The 16,450-nt window shown below is 39.0% G+C and carries 15 protein-coding genes and 1 riboswitch; of the genes, 3 read left to right on the top strand and 12 right to left on the bottom strand.

Annotation, left to right across the window (positions count from 1 at the left end):
- Nucleotides 1-110 precede the first annotated feature (110 nt).
- Complete coding sequence (locus ACN6NE_RS22045; RefSeq protein WP_129708751.1) at nucleotides 111-1,142, bottom strand: LacI family DNA-binding transcriptional regulator; 1,032 nt, start codon at nucleotides 1,140-1,142, stop codon at nucleotides 111-113.
- 250 nt (nucleotides 1,143-1,392) lie between these two features.
- Here ACN6NE_RS22045 and ACN6NE_RS22040 point away from each other — a divergent pair, with 250 nt between their 5' ends.
- Nucleotides 1,393-1,968, top strand: a complete 576-nt coding sequence (locus ACN6NE_RS22040) for a cell wall hydrolase (RefSeq protein WP_028408694.1) — start codon at nucleotides 1,393-1,395, stop codon at nucleotides 1,966-1,968.
- 30 nt (nucleotides 1,969-1,998) lie between these two features.
- On the opposite strand, the gene ACN6NE_RS22035 is transcribed toward ACN6NE_RS22040, so the two are convergent.
- The 3 genes from ACN6NE_RS22035 to ACN6NE_RS22025 form a co-directional block, all read right to left on the bottom strand.
- A complete protein-coding gene (locus ACN6NE_RS22035) occupies nucleotides 1,999-3,333 on the bottom strand; it encodes a sodium-dependent transporter (protein WP_474327259.1) in 1,335 nt (444 codons plus the stop codon).
- Between the two features lie 175 nt (nucleotides 3,334-3,508).
- On the bottom strand, nucleotides 3,509-3,691 hold the full coding sequence (locus tag ACN6NE_RS22030) for a hypothetical protein (protein WP_013056847.1): 183 nt from the start codon (nucleotides 3,689-3,691) through the stop codon (nucleotides 3,509-3,511).
- A 303-nt stretch (nucleotides 3,692-3,994) separates the two neighbouring features.
- Nucleotides 3,995-4,741: a TspO/MBR family protein gene (locus ACN6NE_RS22025; protein ID WP_474327256.1), complete on the bottom strand. Its 747-nt coding sequence runs from the start codon at nucleotides 4,739-4,741 to the stop codon at nucleotides 3,995-3,997.
- A gap of 226 nt (nucleotides 4,742-4,967) precedes the next feature.
- A riboswitch (TPP riboswitch) is annotated at nucleotides 4,968-5,066 on the top strand.
- 97 nt (nucleotides 5,067-5,163) lie between these two features.
- Here ACN6NE_RS22025 and tenA point away from each other — a divergent pair.
- The gene (gene tenA, locus ACN6NE_RS22020; RefSeq protein ID WP_013056845.1) at nucleotides 5,164-5,853 is read left to right on the top strand and encodes a thiaminase II; all 690 of its coding nucleotides are present in this window, start codon (nucleotides 5,164-5,166) and stop codon (nucleotides 5,851-5,853) included.
- 28 nt (nucleotides 5,854-5,881) lie between these two features.
- Here the strand turns inward: tenA and ACN6NE_RS22015 are convergent, their stop codons facing one another.
- From ACN6NE_RS22015 to ACN6NE_RS22005, 3 genes are read right to left on the bottom strand one after another with little or no spacing between them, the layout of a single operon-like run.
- Complete coding sequence (locus tag ACN6NE_RS22015; protein WP_129708740.1) at nucleotides 5,882-7,282, bottom strand: aldehyde dehydrogenase; 1,401 nt, start codon at nucleotides 7,280-7,282, stop codon at nucleotides 5,882-5,884.
- Nucleotides 7,283-7,295: 13 nt separating this feature from the next.
- Nucleotides 7,296-7,598, bottom strand: coding sequence for an ArsR/SmtB family transcription factor (locus tag ACN6NE_RS22010; RefSeq protein WP_129708738.1), 303 nt, complete (start codon nucleotides 7,596-7,598; stop codon nucleotides 7,296-7,298).
- A gap of 12 nt (nucleotides 7,599-7,610) precedes the next feature.
- Nucleotides 7,611-8,390, bottom strand: coding sequence for an SDR family NAD(P)-dependent oxidoreductase (locus tag ACN6NE_RS22005; protein WP_474327253.1), 780 nt, complete (start codon nucleotides 8,388-8,390; stop codon nucleotides 7,611-7,613).
- 308 nt (nucleotides 8,391-8,698) lie between these two features.
- On the opposite strand from ACN6NE_RS22005, the gene ACN6NE_RS22000 reads away from it, so the two are divergent.
- Nucleotides 8,699-9,931, top strand: a complete 1,233-nt coding sequence (locus tag ACN6NE_RS22000) for a helix-turn-helix domain-containing protein (protein ID WP_474327251.1) — start codon at nucleotides 8,699-8,701, stop codon at nucleotides 9,929-9,931.
- 74 nt (nucleotides 9,932-10,005) lie between these two features.
- Here ACN6NE_RS22000 and ACN6NE_RS21995 read toward each other — a convergent pair whose 3' ends face one another.
- The 5 genes from ACN6NE_RS21995 to ACN6NE_RS21975 form a co-directional block, all read right to left on the bottom strand.
- On the bottom strand, nucleotides 10,006-11,493 hold the full coding sequence (locus ACN6NE_RS21995; RefSeq protein ID WP_474327249.1) for an FAD-dependent oxidoreductase: 1,488 nt from the start codon (nucleotides 11,491-11,493) through the stop codon (nucleotides 10,006-10,008).
- A 116-nt stretch (nucleotides 11,494-11,609) separates the two neighbouring features.
- Entirely contained in the window at nucleotides 11,610-12,200 is a 591-nt protein-coding gene (locus tag ACN6NE_RS21990; RefSeq protein WP_129708729.1) for a superoxide dismutase family protein, read from the bottom strand.
- 188 nt (nucleotides 12,201-12,388) lie between these two features.
- Nucleotides 12,389-12,874, bottom strand: coding sequence for a YusW family protein (locus tag ACN6NE_RS21985; RefSeq protein ID WP_474327248.1), 486 nt, complete (start codon nucleotides 12,872-12,874; stop codon nucleotides 12,389-12,391).
- Nucleotides 12,875-12,990: 116 nt separating this feature from the next.
- On the bottom strand, nucleotides 12,991-14,373 hold the full coding sequence (locus ACN6NE_RS21980; RefSeq protein WP_013082960.1) for an aspartate kinase: 1,383 nt from the start codon (nucleotides 14,371-14,373) through the stop codon (nucleotides 12,991-12,993).
- A gap of 195 nt (nucleotides 14,374-14,568) precedes the next feature.
- Complete coding sequence (locus tag ACN6NE_RS21975; protein WP_013056836.1) at nucleotides 14,569-16,440, bottom strand: PTS fructose transporter subunit IIABC; 1,872 nt, start codon at nucleotides 16,438-16,440, stop codon at nucleotides 14,569-14,571.
- Nucleotides 16,441-16,450: the final 10 nt, after the last annotated feature.

Here is a 16,450-nt window from a genome sequence, read left to right as displayed (position 1 = left end):
CCCCTTTTTTTGTGAATGCTAACTTATATCCCCTTTTTTTGTGAATGCTAACTTATATCCCCTTTATTTATAAATGCTAAACTTTGGTTAACCGGTTAACTTACTGTGATTCACCCGCGCTTAGCAGTCGAATCTCGAATAATAAGTTCAACCGATAATTTCACATGCTGCAGCGTGCTGAAACGGTGTTCAATTGCTTGAATAACAGACGTCGCGGCGACGACTCCTTTGTTAAATACATCTTGACGAATGGTTGTTAGACTTGGAGATGCATAGCTACTAAACGTTATGTCATCAAACCCTACGATTGAGTAGTCCTGCGGAATTTTTTTCCCCTTTTCTTGCAGTGCTTTCATAATTCCAAGCGCCAGCGTATCAGAGGATGCAAAAACCGCCCGAATATCCTTATGATCTTGCAGCAGCTTGTTCCCTAGATTGTAACCGTTATCAAACGAGCTTTCGTTCACTTCAAAAACAAATGCCCTGGACGGTGTAATGCCCGCTTCTTTTAATGCTTTCTCGTAGCCTATATACCTCTTTTTATCCACTGGACTATTGACGAGGTGATGAGCAACAAAGGCAATTTCTTTGTGCCCCAAATTCACTAAATGTGTTGTAGCTAGATATCCTCCATACTCATCGTCTACAGAAATATGATGATAATCACGTTCGTACCTTTCGTATGTATCTACTAGCACAATCGGATTGGATAACGCTTTCATTTTCTCATACAATCGATGCGGGAAGGCTCCTAAAAACAGAAGACCATCAATATTTCTCGTTCGAATCCATTTTAGGCAATCAGCTGGGCTACTCGCTCCAGATATGACTAGATCATAACCATGCTTACGGATTACATATTCAATTCCACTAATCATTTCGCTGTAATAATGGTTATCTTTAAATATAGTAGAAAGTGAATCATCTGTAAGCGGGAACATAACGCCAATCATATTTGACTTTTGTTTCGAAAGACTAACGGCGGTTAAATTTGGTTCGTAGTTTAATTCTTTTACCGCTGTTAAAATTCGCTCTTTTGTTTCATCGGATACTTTGTTAATTCCGTTTAAGACGTAAGATACTGAAGCTGCAGACACCCCTGCATGCTTTGCTACATCACGAATCGTTATCTTTTCTCCCATAAAATCTCTCCAGTTAAACGGTTAACTATTTACTCGTTCATTATAATTCACTCCTTTATTATCAGTCAACGTATTTTTCAAATTATCTGTTAACTATTATAATATCTTCCTAGATTGGTATGTTTTAAGCAGTGACAAGATGTATTGACACCTGTTAATCTTTGAAACGTACATATAAAGTTCGGTGCACAGCACGCACCGATCCGTGATAAAAGGGGCGTTCAAAAGGATTTCAGGAGGTACTTACTTTATGTTTAAGAAACTAGCAATTATTGGAGCACTAGCAGTTCCTATGTTCGGCATGAGTCACGGGGCAAATGCCGCTGAAACAACCCATCGCGTAAAAGCCGGAGAGACTCTTTACAAGATTGGCGCTGAATACGGCGTTACGGTTAAACAGTTGAAAGAAGCGAATCACAAATCTACCGACTCTATTAATGCAAATGAAACACTAACAATCCCTAACTCTATTAGCGAAAGTGATAAAGAATTGTTAGCTCGCCTTGTACAAGCTGAAGCAAAAGGCGAACCTTACGCTGGCAAAGTGGCTGTAGCAACAGTTGTCTTAAACCGCGTGGATAGCGATTCTTTCCCAAACTCTATTCATGATGTCATTTATCAAGGTACACAGTTTACACCTGTACAAAATGGTGAAATTAATAAAGCAGCGGATGCTGAAGCAAAAAAAGCTGTAAATGAAGCACTAGCTTTTAGAGGTCAAGGAAAAGGTTCGTTATTCTTCTTTAATCCAGATAAAACAAGCGACCAATGGCTTCGTCAAAAACAGGTTACGATTACAATCGGAAATCACGTTTTTGCAAAATAAACAAAAAAAGCACTCAAATGAGTGCTTTTTTTAATATGCAACAAGTAAGCTTAATAGAACAGCTATAATAATAATAGGCAATACGTATTTAACTAGAAAGAACCATGCGTTGAATAATTTAGCGCCTTTTGTACTTCCTGAAATAAACTCTTCGTACACGGCTTCTTTTTTCATTTTAAATGTCACAAAAATCGCAATGGCTAAACTTCCAAGAGGCAGCATTAAGTTGCTCACAAAAAAGTCAGCTACGTCAAATATACTTCTGCCAAAAAGTGAGACATGTTTTAGTACACCAAACGAAAGCGCTGATGGGATACCTACCACAAACACAAGAATCCCTGATGAAGAAGCGTAGCGAGTTCGTTTTGTCTGATCGTCTTTGGTTAAAGCAGCGACGATAATTTCCAGCAGTGAGAAAGCAGACGTAAGCGTAGCAAATAAAAATAAAATTAAAAACAGTGCTAAAAAGACGGTACCAAACGGCATTTTCTCAAATACTGTTGGCAAGACCACAAACAAAAGTCCAGGTCCTTCAGTTGGCTTTAATCCAAATGAAAAAACGGCTGGAAAAATAGCCAAGCCCGCCAGCAGCGAAACAAACAAGTTCAAAATAGCAATAGTGCCAGCTGAACGCGTCAAGCTTACTTTTTTCCCTAAATAAGAGCTATATGTCACCATGCAGGATAATCCCACGCAAAGCGAGAAAAACGACTGACCGAGCGCATAGAGAACAGATGACCCTGTAATGGCTGAAAAATCCGGTTTTAAAAAGAACTTTACTCCGTCCATTGCTCCATCTAATGTTAAAGAACGCACCACGATAATGATAAAACAGATAAATAACAGCGGCATCATGTATTTATTAGCACGCTCTATTCCTTTTTGTACACCTTTTGAAATAACAAACACTGTAATTAATAAAAACAGCGCCTGTGCACCTAATACTACATAAGGTTGGCTAATGACGGCATTGAACAACGGGCCGTACTCTTTTCCGCTTAGCATACCGGTTACGCTCATAATCGTATATAAAATCACCCAGCCGCCAACGACGCTGTAAAAGGAAAGCAAAACGACACAGCTTAGTACTCCCAGCCTGCCAATCCATACCCAAACGGATTTTGGAGCAATTGCCTTATAAGCACTAATCGCTTCTTTTCCCGTATGTCTTCCAATGATAAATTCTGCCAACAGAAGCGGCAATCCAATAAAAATCGTAAATAAAATAAACAACGCAAAAAACGCTCCACCGCCACTGGTTCCCGTTACGTATGGAAACTTCCATATCGCTCCTAGACCAATTGCTGCCCCAGCAGATGCTAAAATAAAACCGAGGCGTGAAGACCACTGATTTCCTTTACTCATATAATGTTACTCTCTCCTCTTCTAAACTCAAAACTCACCTGATTAGTACTGTACCATAAATGCAGAAGAAAATCATTCCCGTTTTACTTTTTTCTATAAAACGATATCTATATAGAATAGAAAAATGAAGAAGCAGCTGCTTCTTCATTTTAAGGTTGGTGTTTCTATTCAAAATTTATTCTCTGTACGATGATTCATCTCCACGGTAGGCTTCTTGATTTGAAATTTCTTCAATATGCATATGCCCTTCTCTCTCTAAACGAAGGACCGTACGCTCTGCATCTTCATAACTCTCGCACGTCACTTGTTTATATTCCATATCATCTTTATCTGTGTAAGCGACTAAATATGTTTCCATTTTAACTCCTCCTAATATAACCTGTATGTAACGTATGTTGCCTTTTTCGTTTATTTCTAAACATATAGGCTCCAAACATAAAGCCTAGCATACTATAATAGCGGAACTTCAATTTAAAAAAGTTGAATTTTTCATTATGCACCGATGCAACATGGAGGTTACACTTATGACATTTATTTTATCATTCGTACCAATTGTTGTTCCTTTTGGTATTTTAATTAGCTTAATTGCTTTTACAGCTGCTTTTTTACAATCAAAAGAGCATCATAAAAAGCTCTAGCTTACAAAAGCTAGAGCTTCTTTTTAAAAACGTCTATAGCGTTTAATGAGTCCCACAATAATGGCAATTGCTAATAAAACAACTGAAATGATGACAGTAATGACAATTGGCTGATTTCCACTTTGCTTCACTGCAATGGCAATATAAGCCCAAATAAAAACAAGCGGATAAACAGCGTCTCGGTTTTTTAATGTAAACATACTGCCCAGCGCACCTCCTACCAGCAGCATAATAATCGTCCATACTAACTCGTTTAGGCCAAACAAGTGCTGTATTCCATTTGCTTGAAATACGACAAACACATTGACAATAGTCGCAACAGAAATCCATCCAAGATAAAGCGAAATCGGCAGACGCATAAACCATGTCGTCATCCGAGAATGCTGAATAATGGAATATACAATCATTAATGTGCCTAAAATAAAGAGCATAACTAAAAGGGATAACTTATAGTAATCGTTTTGGAAAATAAAAATCCACGCACTATTTAACAAACAGTTTAGAAAAAACCAAATGCCGATACGTGCATATATTTCCTTTTGATCTTCTCTTGCAAAAAATTGGCGTATAACCCAAATGGTTAATAATAAATAAATAACGCCCCAGATAGCAAAGGCATAACCCGCTGGTGTAAACAACGTAGGAACTTGCGCAGAAGCTTCTCCCGTTGTTTTGCCTCCTATTGGAATAGCATTTGCTAAATAATTCACAAGCAGTGTAATAGCCAAGCCTACTGTATTTAATACAGCATACAAACGAAATTTCGCCATTTTGTTCTCTCCTTTCTTCTATTTATATGGGAATGTTTCGGAGACGAAAACGGCTCTTCCCTTCATTAATACCTCTTCTTCCCTAAAAATATGCATTTTTAAACAAAAATGATTAAAAATAGCTTTAAGAAGCTTCCTCTTTAAGAAATAAAAACGGTTAGCGCACATTTTCCTATAACGCTTTCTATTTTTCAGAATATATGGTAAGTTAAACATAGATTAATAGGAAGTCCACTAGGGGTGCCCACCGGCTGAGACAAGTTTTCTTGATCCCTTTGAACCTGATCTGGCTCATACCAGCGTAGGAAAGTGGCAATGTTCAGTTTTTTTACTGTCCTTTGCCACTCCGTTTATAAACGGAGTGTTTTTTATTTCCTTTATGTGCTTGTTTGTGACTTTCTCATAATTAAAGGAGGATTTTGATGTCATTTTCATCTCAATTAAGACAAGAAGCAAACTATATTTACGAAGCCATTTTTAACCATCCTTTTATTAAAGGAATTGCTGAAGGAAACGTGCCAAAAGAAGCGCTTATTCATTACGTTTCTCAAGATTACGAATACTTAACAGCATTTGTTCGCATTTACGGCGCTGCTTTAACGAAATGCCGCACGCGTACCGAAATGGAAGCCTTTAATGCCGGCATTTCTACGGTATTACATAGTGAAGTACACCCTCACAATAATTTTTGTGAAGTAGCAGGCGTACGTTATGAAGACCTTCACACTGAGACGCTTTCACCGACGGCCAGCCACTACATTAACCATATGACAAGTGTTGCGCATACAGGCAGCTTAGCAGAAATCATTGCAGTACTTCTTCCATGTCCATGGACGTACGTTGAAATTGGCCAGCGCATTACAGAACAAGTAAATCCATCTCCTTCTCATCCTTTTTATGAATGGATTCAGTTTTATAATAATGAAGAAATGAATGGCACAACACAATGGTTTTGTAACAAGCTTGATGAACTCGCCGAACAAGCGACTGAAGAAGAACGTAACCGTATGAAAGATCACTTCATCAAAAGCTGTGAACTCGAGTATTTATTTTGGGAAATGGCATATACCCAAGAAAAATGGCCGCTTTCTCAGCTTTCACTTTCAAAATAACGAAAAAGCCTCCTATCAGGAGGCTCTTTTATTTCAATAATTTTTTGATCATTTTCAAGTTTTGTTTTTCCGAAGGATAGCGGAATGACAAATCAAACTTGGTTGTTTGAGACAGCATGCTTTTAAAATGAGTAAATGTCTGAAAGCTGTCTTTTCCATGATATTGACCCGTGCCGCTTTCTCCCACTCCGCCAAACGGCAAATATGGCGTAGCGATATGCATAAGCGTATCGTTTATACAGCCTCCTCCAAATGAAAGACGCTCCGTTATGACGTTTTGCACATCTTCACTTTCTGTAAATAAGTAAAGAGCTAACGGCTTAGCTTTTTCTTGAACTTTATGAATGACTTCGTCTAGTGTTTCATATTCAATCATAGGAAGAATAGGCCCAAAGATTTCTTCTTGCATGACATCTGATGTCCAGCTTACTTCACTTAACACCGTAGGTTCTATTGTTAGCGTGTTTTTATTGTATCCGCCTCCAACTATAGCATTTCCGTCTTTTAAAAACTCAACTAGCCGAGTAAAATGGCGCTCACTGACAATACGGCCGTAGCGGTCGCTTTCAAGCGGATTACTACCGTAAAATTGAGAAATCGCTTCGCGAAGTTTCTCTATCAGCTGCGCTTTCACTTTTTTATGGACGAGCAAATAATCAGGAGCAACGCACGTTTGCCCTGCATTCATTCCTTTGCCAAACATAATTCGTTTTGCTGCAAGATCTAGATTTGCATCTTCATGTACAATGCACGGACTTTTCCCGCCTAGCTCAAGCGTGACTGGAATAAGCTGCTTCCCTGCTTCTTGCATAATAATTTTCCCTACATTTACACTTCCCGTAAAGAAAATATAATCAAGCGGCTGTTTTAAAAGCAGGCTTGTTGTGTCTACAGCGCCTTCAATCACCGTCACAAATGCTGGATCAAAAGCCTCAGCTAGTAATTCTTGTATAACGCGAGATACGCTAGGCGTTAATTCAGAAGGTTTTATAATCGCCGTGTTTCCAGCGGCAATCGCTCCTACTAAAGGAGACAGTGCTAATTGAAACGGATAGTTCCACGGAGCAATAATTAACGCGACTCCATACGGTTCAGGAACAATTTCCCCTTTAGATCCCACATGTGTTAAAGCGGTTTTTACTTTTTTAGGCTTCATCCATTTTGCTAAATGTTTAAGCGTAAATCGAATTTCCTCTAGTAAAATCCCAATTTCCGACGTGTAGGCCTCTACTTCAGATTTATTTAAATCTTGTTTTAAAGCATCCATAATTCTCTGCTCGTTTTGTTTGACTACGTCTCTTAGCTTATTCAGCGCTTGAATACGGCTGCTGATACTCTTTGTCTTTTGCGCATAGAAATACTGCTTTTGTGTAGAGACAATATGTTCAATGACCGTTTTATCTGTGATATAGAATCGCTCGTGGTTCATCTCTTTCATCTCCCTATAAACATTCGCTTTCAACTGTAGCAAGCAAGCTTTTTAATAGCTCAACTGCCTCACTTAAAGCTAGTGAATAATATCTCTGCGTCCCTTTTTGCTCAATTTGCACAAGCTTTTGATCGCGTAAAATTTTTAAATGATGAGAAATTGCCGGTCGTGATAGAGTAGACTCGTTTGCAATTTCATTAACGGTTAAAGGCTCTTTTTCGGCGAGCAGCAAAATAATATCTTGTCTTGCTGAATCACTTAGAGCCTGAAAAATAGGAATGCTGGCACGAAATAACTCGACTGCTTTTTCACTCATATATATTCTCCTTTATTTAATTTCTTGCGTTCTTCGGACAACGGATGTAAGCCACTTTCTTGGCACGAAGCGCAGGATGAACGTAGCAAGACGAAACTGTACTCCTGGTACGATAACCGTCTGCCCTTTCATAAATTTTTTATAGCCAACTTTCGTTACTGTTTCTACATCCATTGCACCGCTTTGAAAAAGCTTGGAGTTGCTTAGCTGGGCTCGGTCGCTAAAACCAGTTTTAGTTGGACCCGGGCATAGAGCACTTACCGTTACATTGGTACCTCTTAATTCGTTTTCAAGGGCCTCTGTGAAAGATAACACATACGCTTTCGTTGCGTAATATACCGTCATAAGTGGGCCTGGCATAAATGCAGCAACAGATGCAATGTTTAAAATTTTTCCGCGATTTCTTTTGACCATATCCGGTAAAAATAATTTTGTTAAATGAGTTAATGCTCGAATATTTAAATCAATCATGTTTAACTCTTCATCTAAAGCTGTTTCAATAAATTTGCCGTATAATCCAAAACCAGCATTGTTCACTAAATAATCAACGTGCATTTTTTTATTTTTAAGTTCTTTATATAATGACTGTATCTCTTCTTCTCTTGATAAATCCTTAACAACCGTTATGACTTCAATATTATAAGTAGATTTTAAATTCTCTCCAATAGCTGCTAGTTTATCAGCGCTTCTGGCAACTAAAATTACAGGATGCCCATCCTTTGCGAATTGATAAGCTAACTCTTTACCTATTCCTCCCGACGCACCGGTGATGAGCGCATAATGCTGTGACATAGTGTTCACTCCTTATGTTTATATGTTCAAGAACTTAAACATTTAAACTTATCTTATAGGGTTCATTTTTTCCCGTCAACTGTTTTCTATACTCTCCTTTTCTTTTGTGTTTTCCATTTTTGCCATTTGTGCATTTCTGTACATTTTTTTACAAAATATGCGTTTTCTTTACATAGAAGGCTAATGTCGTCTAGTTTTGACAACCTTTGTCACCTAGCAGGAAAACAAGTGAAGATATGGTGAATACAACATACAACAAATAATCCATTACATAGTTGGATGAAAATAGATAAGGGAGGAAATGAAAAATGATGGAGACATATACAATTAAAAAAGTAAGTGATCAATTAGAGGTAGAAAAGAAAACGCTAAAACAATGGGAAAAATTATTGGGCAGCTATTTAACAATTGAACGAGTAGATGGGGCCCGTGTCTATACAGAGGAACAAATTGAATTATTTAATGATATTAAACAGCTGTTTGATGAACAATGTACGTTAGATGAAGTCAAAGAATACGTTCAGCTGCTGATAAAGGAACAAGAAGAACAGGAGCATTTAGTGATGGAATCAGAGGCAGCGGTTTCAAAAGAAGAAGAACCAGCACAGCTGAAAACTGCTAAAAAAGAAAACGTCATTGATTTTCAAGAACATTCCAATAAACAAATGAAGCAAGAAAAGAAAAAAGCTGCTGAAAAGCAGGAAAGCATTTCAGAAAATAGGCAAGAGAAGACCCCTCCTATACCTGAAGCACGATTAGCTACTGAAGAAGAAAAGCAGGCTATTTCCGCTTCTATTGAAGAGCCAAAACCAAACGACCTTGTTGTGAATGAAAAAGAACTGCTTCAAGGGGAATTAGTAGAAGCTGTTCGCCGCTATGAAGATGTGTTTGAGGTACTTGATACATTTAAAGCTGATTTGTTAAAAGAAATGCGAGAAGGTATGCGAAATGAAGTTCGCGAAGAAATTGTCGGAGAAGTAAAAAGAGAGCTTGAAAAAAGTGCTACCCAAACTGTAGAAATGGTGGAGTCGGTCGGGGCATACATCTCTGAGTCTTCAGAACGCAGCGCAAGAGATGTAGAAAATATGTCTAAAAAAATTATCCGTTCTAACGAAAAATCGTTTGATGAAGTCACTTCTTTGATTGAAGATTATTCAACAATCGCTGAAGAGAAAACCGAGGATATGCGCCTGTTCATGAAAGATGTCATGGAGAATGCGGATGAATCCTCTAAAGAAATGCAGTATTTATTAGACCGATTCTCAAGCAATTCCACCGTTGCGATGAATCAAGTGAAATTTATGGTTGAAAAATTAAACAATTCTTCAACTAATACAACAGAAGAGCTTCGTGATTTAATTGATTCAATGAATGAGGAACGAGTCTATTATTTAAAAGAAATGGAGAAAGAACGTAAGCTTCATCGTCAAAGCGTAGCTGAACGCGAAGAGATGTTTAGTGATTTTGTCCAAACCTTTAGACAAACCGCCGCTGCTGATATGAAGCGAAAACGGAAGTGGTGGAAGCTGTTCCTCTCCTGAAAACACCGGCCCTATGGTAATGGGGCCGGTGTTTTTTAATGGTATGAACAATAGTAGTTTGTATGTAAGAAATGTTAAGGTAACGTATGGCGATGAGACGTTATACTTTGAAACACATGATAGCCGCTTACCGATACACCTATAGTTCCCGCTCCTGGAAACACTGTATCTCCGCATAACCACAGTCCTTGTAAGCCAGATCGATGCGAAATGCTGTTGAACAAGGCATGATCTAACGTTTGCGGAAAGCCTCCCACTCCCCCGTTTGGGCGAGAGGTGAACCTTTCCCATGCTTTAGGAGCTCCCGAAATTTGATGCTCTGCTTTTTCAATGCTAGGAATAATGGTTTTAATGCCTGCTACCATTTTTTTCTCAAGAACTTGTTTTTGAAGGTCATAGGCTTCTTTGTTACTCCACTTGCTAAGATCAATGTGAGTAGACGCTGTAATTGTACGCTTGCCTTCAGGCGCTCGAAAACGATCATCAGGATGAGAGGCTGAGATAAATAAATGATTTCCTTCTGTCATTTCCCCTTGTTCGGATTGAAGTACTTGCTGAAACAACTCTACATTTTGCGGCAGATCTCTTTCATCAATCGCAAAATACATCGAAAACGTTCCCCACTGCGGAAGCTCGCTTTTTTCTTTTGCCCGCTTATGAATATGTTGGTAATCTTCATCATGCAGCAAAGACTTTAAGCTTTGAACCGGCGCGTTGCATACAACGTCTGATGCACGGTAACGGTTACCTCTATGATCATGCACTATCCACCCGTCATTATCACGCTCTATCTTTACTACTTTCCTTCCTAGAGTCGTTTTTCCTCCGTTGACTTTAATCGATTTTTGCAGCGCTTCTGCAACTTTGTATAAGCCACCTTTTACATAAAAAGCACCTTCGTGATAAATATCCAACGCTAAACATCCAATAAGCATTGAACAGTTCTCACTCGTTGTCTGCATGCTGTCTATTAATTGACCATCAACAAAATGAAGAAAGTCCGCTTCGTCTAACAAGCTGTGTTTTTTTAGTAAATAACTAAACGATTGATGAAAATAAGGCAACAGCTTCACAGAACCAAAATTCAACGAACTTACCAGCCTGTTCCACTCACCGACTGTCAGAGGAGGAAGAACCGGCAGAGACTGCATAAGCTTGCGAATTTCTTTTGCAATTCTAAAAACATTTTCATAAAAGCTCCTAATATTTTTTGCTTTATGGGGAAATTGTTTTTGGAGATAGGAAATATGCTGATACCGGTCTTGATAATAAATCAGTGTACGATGAGGAAGATGAACTTTCATGATTTTCTCAAGAGAAACCTTTTCAATTTCCAGGCCAAGGTACGTGCTGATTCGCTCATGTATCCCTCCGTGCTCAAATCCCATTCCAAGCGTCGCCCCAACAGGAAACGTATACAAATGACGCTGAAATTTCCCTGCACAGCCTCCCCATTCTCGAGAAGCTTCTAAAACCGTCACTTCATAGTCATGTTTAGCTAAAAGCGCTCCCGCTGTTAACCCACCTATTCCTCCGCCTATTACGACAACTTGCTTATGCATGTTTTCACCTTCTTTAGCTCTTTCTTCTATTGTGCAAAAAAAAGAAGCTCACCGCAATTTAGAAGCGGCTCGTTACTGAAATAAAAAAGCCGTGAATGTTCTCACAGCTTTTTGGCTTATTTTGTAATCACTCCACAAACAATCCGATCTCCTGAGTTTCCTGAAGGATCCGTTGTGTAATCGTCGACTTTATCATGTATCACTAATGCCGATCCATCCATATCCAAAAGAGAATTTGGCTTTCCTTCTTGCAGCGTGACAAGAGAAGCAAAAATTTCTGTATCTACTTTGCCATTTGGAGCAACTTCTAGATTGGGCAAATCACCTGCATGCGGGCCTTTTGTATTTTTCAGGCCGTGTTCACGTTTAAAAGGATTAAAATGGGCACCCGCTGTTTTAAAATCCGGCACCTCACATTTTCCTATTTCATGAATATGAAATCCATGTCTTCCCGGTGAAAGACCTTGAGCAGTTAATTTAATGTGCACGCCGTTCTTTGCTTCTGACAGGGTAGCCTCTCCTACTTTTTTGCCCGATGTATTTGTTAAATCCACTTTAACAGGCTCTACCGATACTTCGCTTGTTTCTTTCGCTTCCTCTGTTTTCAGGTGGTTTTCATGAGCGTTATTTTGCTCTTTTATCATGCTGCATGCTCCTAACAATAACAGAACAAAGACTACGCATCCGTTCATTATCAACTTTTGCATCCGTGATTCCTCCTTTTTCTTATTTATCACCATCCTTTCACTATTTTCCTTTTTTTAGACATCAAAAATAAGATTGAGACATACGTTCACCTTACCAATGAAAAAATCCGAACGAGTTGGATTCTTAATGAAGAACCTCGATTCATCGTTCGGATTTTCCTTCAACTAAAATACTTTGCTTTAACGTCTTACTTCTGTTTAAAGTTGTATTCTTTTTCCGTTCCGTTTGAAAAACGAACTTCTAATTCAAACGACTGAAAATCTTTTTTTAGACCAAACGCATCGATTACTTCCTTTTTTACATCTTCATCGGGCGTGCGCTGATCAAAATTTAACTTTTTAAATTTTGAAGATAATTTATTAAAAGCTTTGTCTCCGTTCAAGTGCTTATCGTTAATATTATCATCCACTTTGGCTTCTATCTCATCATTTTCATTTTCGTAGTCGGCTTCATAATCATTGTTGAGCCCCTTATAGTCTACTTCTAAATCAAATTTTGAAAAGTTAAAAGATGTGTTTTCGCTTTGATTATCATAGCTCATCGGCGTTCCGCCATTCGTCACACCTTGTTTATTTTGAGCTTCTTTTGCCGGTGCTGCATCATCATTGTGGCATGCTGAAAGTACGCTAATACCTATAAGGGAAAAGAATATGAAAAAGGGTCGTTTCTTCACTGTATTTCCTCCTTTGACTTCACTCTTCCTTCCCTTTATGTCCACAAATTTGATTTTTATACGCTTTCACTAGAAAACCCCGCTCTCTAAAAAGAAAGCGGGGTTTTTCGTCTTGTTTATTTTACATTCGAATAAGAAATACTGTACATGCTGTTAAAATACGTATTGTAAAGAGCTTGAACAGCACGATCTAAAGCATCTGCTTTCACACCAAACATCATGCTTACCTCAGAAGAACCTTGGTTGATCATTTCAAGATTCACTTCAGCACGAGCAAAAGCTTCTGTAGCTTTTGCAGCAATTCCTACTGTGCTATTCATTCCTTCTCCTACTACCATAACCATAGCAAGATCACGTTCAATAAAGATTTCATCTACTTCAAGTTCTTTTTCAATTCGAGCAAATACACGCTTTTCCACATCTGGCGTAAGCTGATGCTCGCGCATGATGACAGAGATATTATCAATTCCTGAAGGGGTATGTTCGTATGAAATACCTTCATCCTCTAAAATTTCAAGCAATCTTCTGCCAAAACCAATTTCACGGTTTAATAAGTATTTGCTCACGTGGATGTTGCAAAAACCTTTATCCCCAGCGATTCCAACTACCGGCGTATCGCCGTGAGGACGCTCAGCTACAATGAATGTACCCTTTGCTTCAGGATTATTTGTATTCTTTACACATACAGGAATGCCTAGTTTATAAACCGGCTCTAGCGCTTCATCATGGAAGACAGAAAAACCTGCATAGGATAGTTCACGCATTTCTCTGTATGTTACTTCTTTCATTTCATGAGGCTTTTCCACAAGTCTTGGATCTACGCTATAAATAGCATCTACGTCGGTAAAGTTTTCATACAAATCAGCTTTTACTCCCGCTGCTACAATTGAGCCTGTGATATCTGACCCACCGCGCGAGAACGTAACCATGTTCCCTTCTTCAGAGTAGCCAAAGAATCCTGGAATCACCAAAATGCCCGAACGCTCTCTTAGCTGCGGTAATTTTTCATAAGACAGTGGAAGCACTCTTGCTCTTCCGGGTTCATCAGAAACAAAAATACCTGCTTCTTTTGGATTTACATAATGAGCTTCAAAACCTAAATGGTTTAAATAAGCAGCCATTACCTTTGCGTTATTATCTTCTCCACTTGCTTTTAGGCAGTCTAATAAGCGAAATGGATCGTTTTTATGTAAATCAATAAGTGATTGTAAATTCGTAATAATGTCAGTAATAATCGTTTCTGGCATAGACAAGTCCACAACGATTTCACGATAGCGATCAATTACTTGCCCAAACTCATCGACGTAATCTTCTCCAAGCTGTATTTTGGCAGAAAGTGCGATTAGCAAATCTGTCATTTTTGTATCTTCTCCGTATCGCTTGCCCGGAGCTGATACAACCACCAGCTTTCTCTCTTTATCAGACGTTACAATATGCGCAACCTGTTTAAATTTCTCTGCGCTTGCAACTGAACTCCCGCCAAACTTCGCAACCTTCATGTTTGAGACACTTCCTTACTTTGTTTTTAATATTCGATTATTGTACCATATTTTATCAAGTAGAAAAGCTTATCTATCTAACTTTTCTAAAAATTAAAGGAATACTACCGTAATTGTACTCTCATAAAGAACAAATGTCTACCAGAAAAACACAAAAAGACTGATTTTACATCATGTAAAATCAGTCTTTATTTGTTATTCTGCTTTTGGCTTTTTTAATACACCTACAAGGACCGCTGTTACAATTGCACCAATTAAAATTGCTAGTGCATATAAAAGAGGATTTCCTTGTACAATTCCGATAACGAATACGCCGCCGTGTGGTGCTGGTAAACCGATGTGGAACATCATTGTTAAAGCACCTGCTACTGCAGCACCGATAACCGATGCGGGAATCACACGGCCTGGGTCAGCTGCTGCGAATGGAATCGCACCTTCTGTGATAAATGAAAGACCCATTACATAACACGTTTTACCTGTTTCGCGCTCTTGGCGAGTAAATTTGTTTTTGAACAAAGTTGTCGCAATAGCCATACCTAATGGTGGAACCATACCGCCTGCCATAATCGCTGCGTGTGGTGCATAGTTTCCAGCATCAATCATTGCAATACCAAATGTAAAGGCTGCTTTATTAATAGGACCACCCATATCAATCGCCATCATACCGCCTAAGATAATACCTAATAATACTAAGTTACCTGTACCAAATCCACTTAACCAGTGCGTTAATCCTTTGTTAATTGCACTAACTGGCTCATTTACAACATAAAGCATAATCAATCCTGAAATAAAAATCCCAAATAGCGGATAAAGAAGAACTGGCTTAATTCCATCAAGCGCTTGCGGTAAACCGCTGAATAATTTCTTTAACCCCACTACTACATAACCTGCTAAGAAACCAGCGATTAAACCACCTAAGAAACCGCCTCCGCCAGAAGCTGCTAAAAGACCTGCAACCATACCGGGAGCTAAACCGGGACGATCAGCAATACTCATTGCAATAAACCCTGCTAGTACTGGTACTAGTAAGAAGAATGCATTATCTCCGCCAATTGTTTTTAGCGCCGCTGCAAATGCATTGTACGTTGGATCTTTCGGCTCTGCTGAGTGAATGCCAAACATAAATGAAATGGCAATTAAGATCCCGCCCCCTACAACAAACGGAAGCATTGCGGATACACCGCTCATTAGGTGCTTGTAAAAGCCTGTACGCTCTGATCCTTTACTTTCTCCGCCTTCTTTGCTGCCACCGCCGCCGCTGTATACAGGAGCGTCTCCTTTTAACGCGCGGTTAATTAATTCTTCAGGCTTGCGAATCCCTTCAGCTACTGGAACTTGAATGACTTTTTTACCTGCAAAACGTTCCATTTCTACTTGCTTGTCCGCTGCAACAATAATAGCGGTAGCGTTTTCAATTTCTTCCTTCGTCAACGCGTTTTTAACCCCGCTGGAACCGTTTGTTTCAACTTTGAGCGTGACATTCATGTCTTTCGCTTTTGCTTTTAAGCTGTCCGCTGCCATATATGTGTGGGCAATTCCCGTTGGACAAGCCGTTACAGCAAGCACTAATTGATCTGAAGCTGTATCTACTTCCTCTTCCGGCGCTTCATTTTCAGTTTCTTTATCATCAATTGCTTTAATGACTTCATCAATTGATGATGCTGTTAGCAACGTTTTTCGGAACGATTCGTCCATTAATAACGTAGACAAACGAGATAGTGTTTCTAAGTGAGCATTATTCGCTCCTTCACTCGCTGCAATCATGAAGAATAAGTGTGCAGGCTGTCCGTCTAATGATTCATAATCAATACCTTCTGTTGAGCGTCCAAATGCAATGGCCGGTGTTTTTACCGAGCTTGTTTTCGCATGCGGAATGGCAATACCTTCCCCAATTCCCGTTGTACTTTGGGATTCACGATTTAAAATTGCTTCTTTATAGCCAGCTCGGTCGCTTAAGCGACCAGCTTCGTCTAATTTCCCAACTAATTCATCAATAACATCAGCTTTTGACGTGCTTTTTAAATCAAGAATGATTGTATCTTTTTTTAATAATTCAGTAATTCTCATTCTCGTTTCC

The organism is Priestia sp. 53B2 (genome assembly GCF_056099005.1).
This window is presented reverse-complemented; position numbering and strand designations above follow the sequence as displayed.

Coding starts and splice junctions, on each gene's coding strand:
- ACN6NE_RS22030 (WP_013056847.1), bottom strand. CDS start 3,691: ATGGAAACATATTTAGTCGCTTACACAGATAAAGATGATATGGAATAT.
- ACN6NE_RS22045 (WP_129708751.1), bottom strand. CDS start 1,142: ATGGGAGAAAAGATAACGATTCGTGATGTAGCAAAGCATGCAGGGGTG.
- ACN6NE_RS21990 (WP_129708729.1), bottom strand. CDS start 12,200: ATGCAAAAGTTGATAATGAACGGATGCGTAGTCTTTGTTCTGTTATTG.
- ACN6NE_RS22005 (WP_474327253.1), bottom strand. CDS start 8,390: ATGTCACAGCATTATGCGCTCATCACCGGTGCGTCGGGAGGAATAGGT.
- ACN6NE_RS21995 (WP_474327249.1), bottom strand. CDS start 11,493: ATGCATAAGCAAGTTGTCGTAATAGGCGGAGGAATAGGTGGGTTAACA.
- ACN6NE_RS22000 (WP_474327251.1), top strand. CDS start 8,699: ATGATGGAGACATATACAATTAAAAAAGTAAGTGATCAATTAGAGGTA.
- ACN6NE_RS21975 (WP_013056836.1), bottom strand. CDS start 16,440: ATGAGAATTACTGAATTATTAAAAAAAGATACAATCATTCTTGATTTA.
- ACN6NE_RS22035 (WP_474327259.1), bottom strand. CDS start 3,333: ATGAGTAAAGGAAATCAGTGGTCTTCACGCCTCGGTTTTATTTTAGCA.
- ACN6NE_RS22010 (WP_129708738.1), bottom strand. CDS start 7,598: ATGAGTGAAAAAGCAGTCGAGTTATTTCGTGCCAGCATTCCTATTTTT.
- ACN6NE_RS22040 (WP_028408694.1), top strand. CDS start 1,393: ATGTTTAAGAAACTAGCAATTATTGGAGCACTAGCAGTTCCTATGTTC.
- ACN6NE_RS22015 (WP_129708740.1), bottom strand. CDS start 7,282: ATGAACCACGAGCGATTCTATATCACAGATAAAACGGTCATTGAACAT.
- ACN6NE_RS22025 (WP_474327256.1), bottom strand. CDS start 4,741: ATGGCGAAATTTCGTTTGTATGCTGTATTAAATACAGTAGGCTTGGCT.
- ACN6NE_RS21980 (WP_013082960.1), bottom strand. CDS start 14,373: ATGAAGGTTGCGAAGTTTGGCGGGAGTTCAGTTGCAAGCGCAGAGAAA.
- tenA (WP_013056845.1), top strand. CDS start 5,164: ATGTCATTTTCATCTCAATTAAGACAAGAAGCAAACTATATTTACGAA.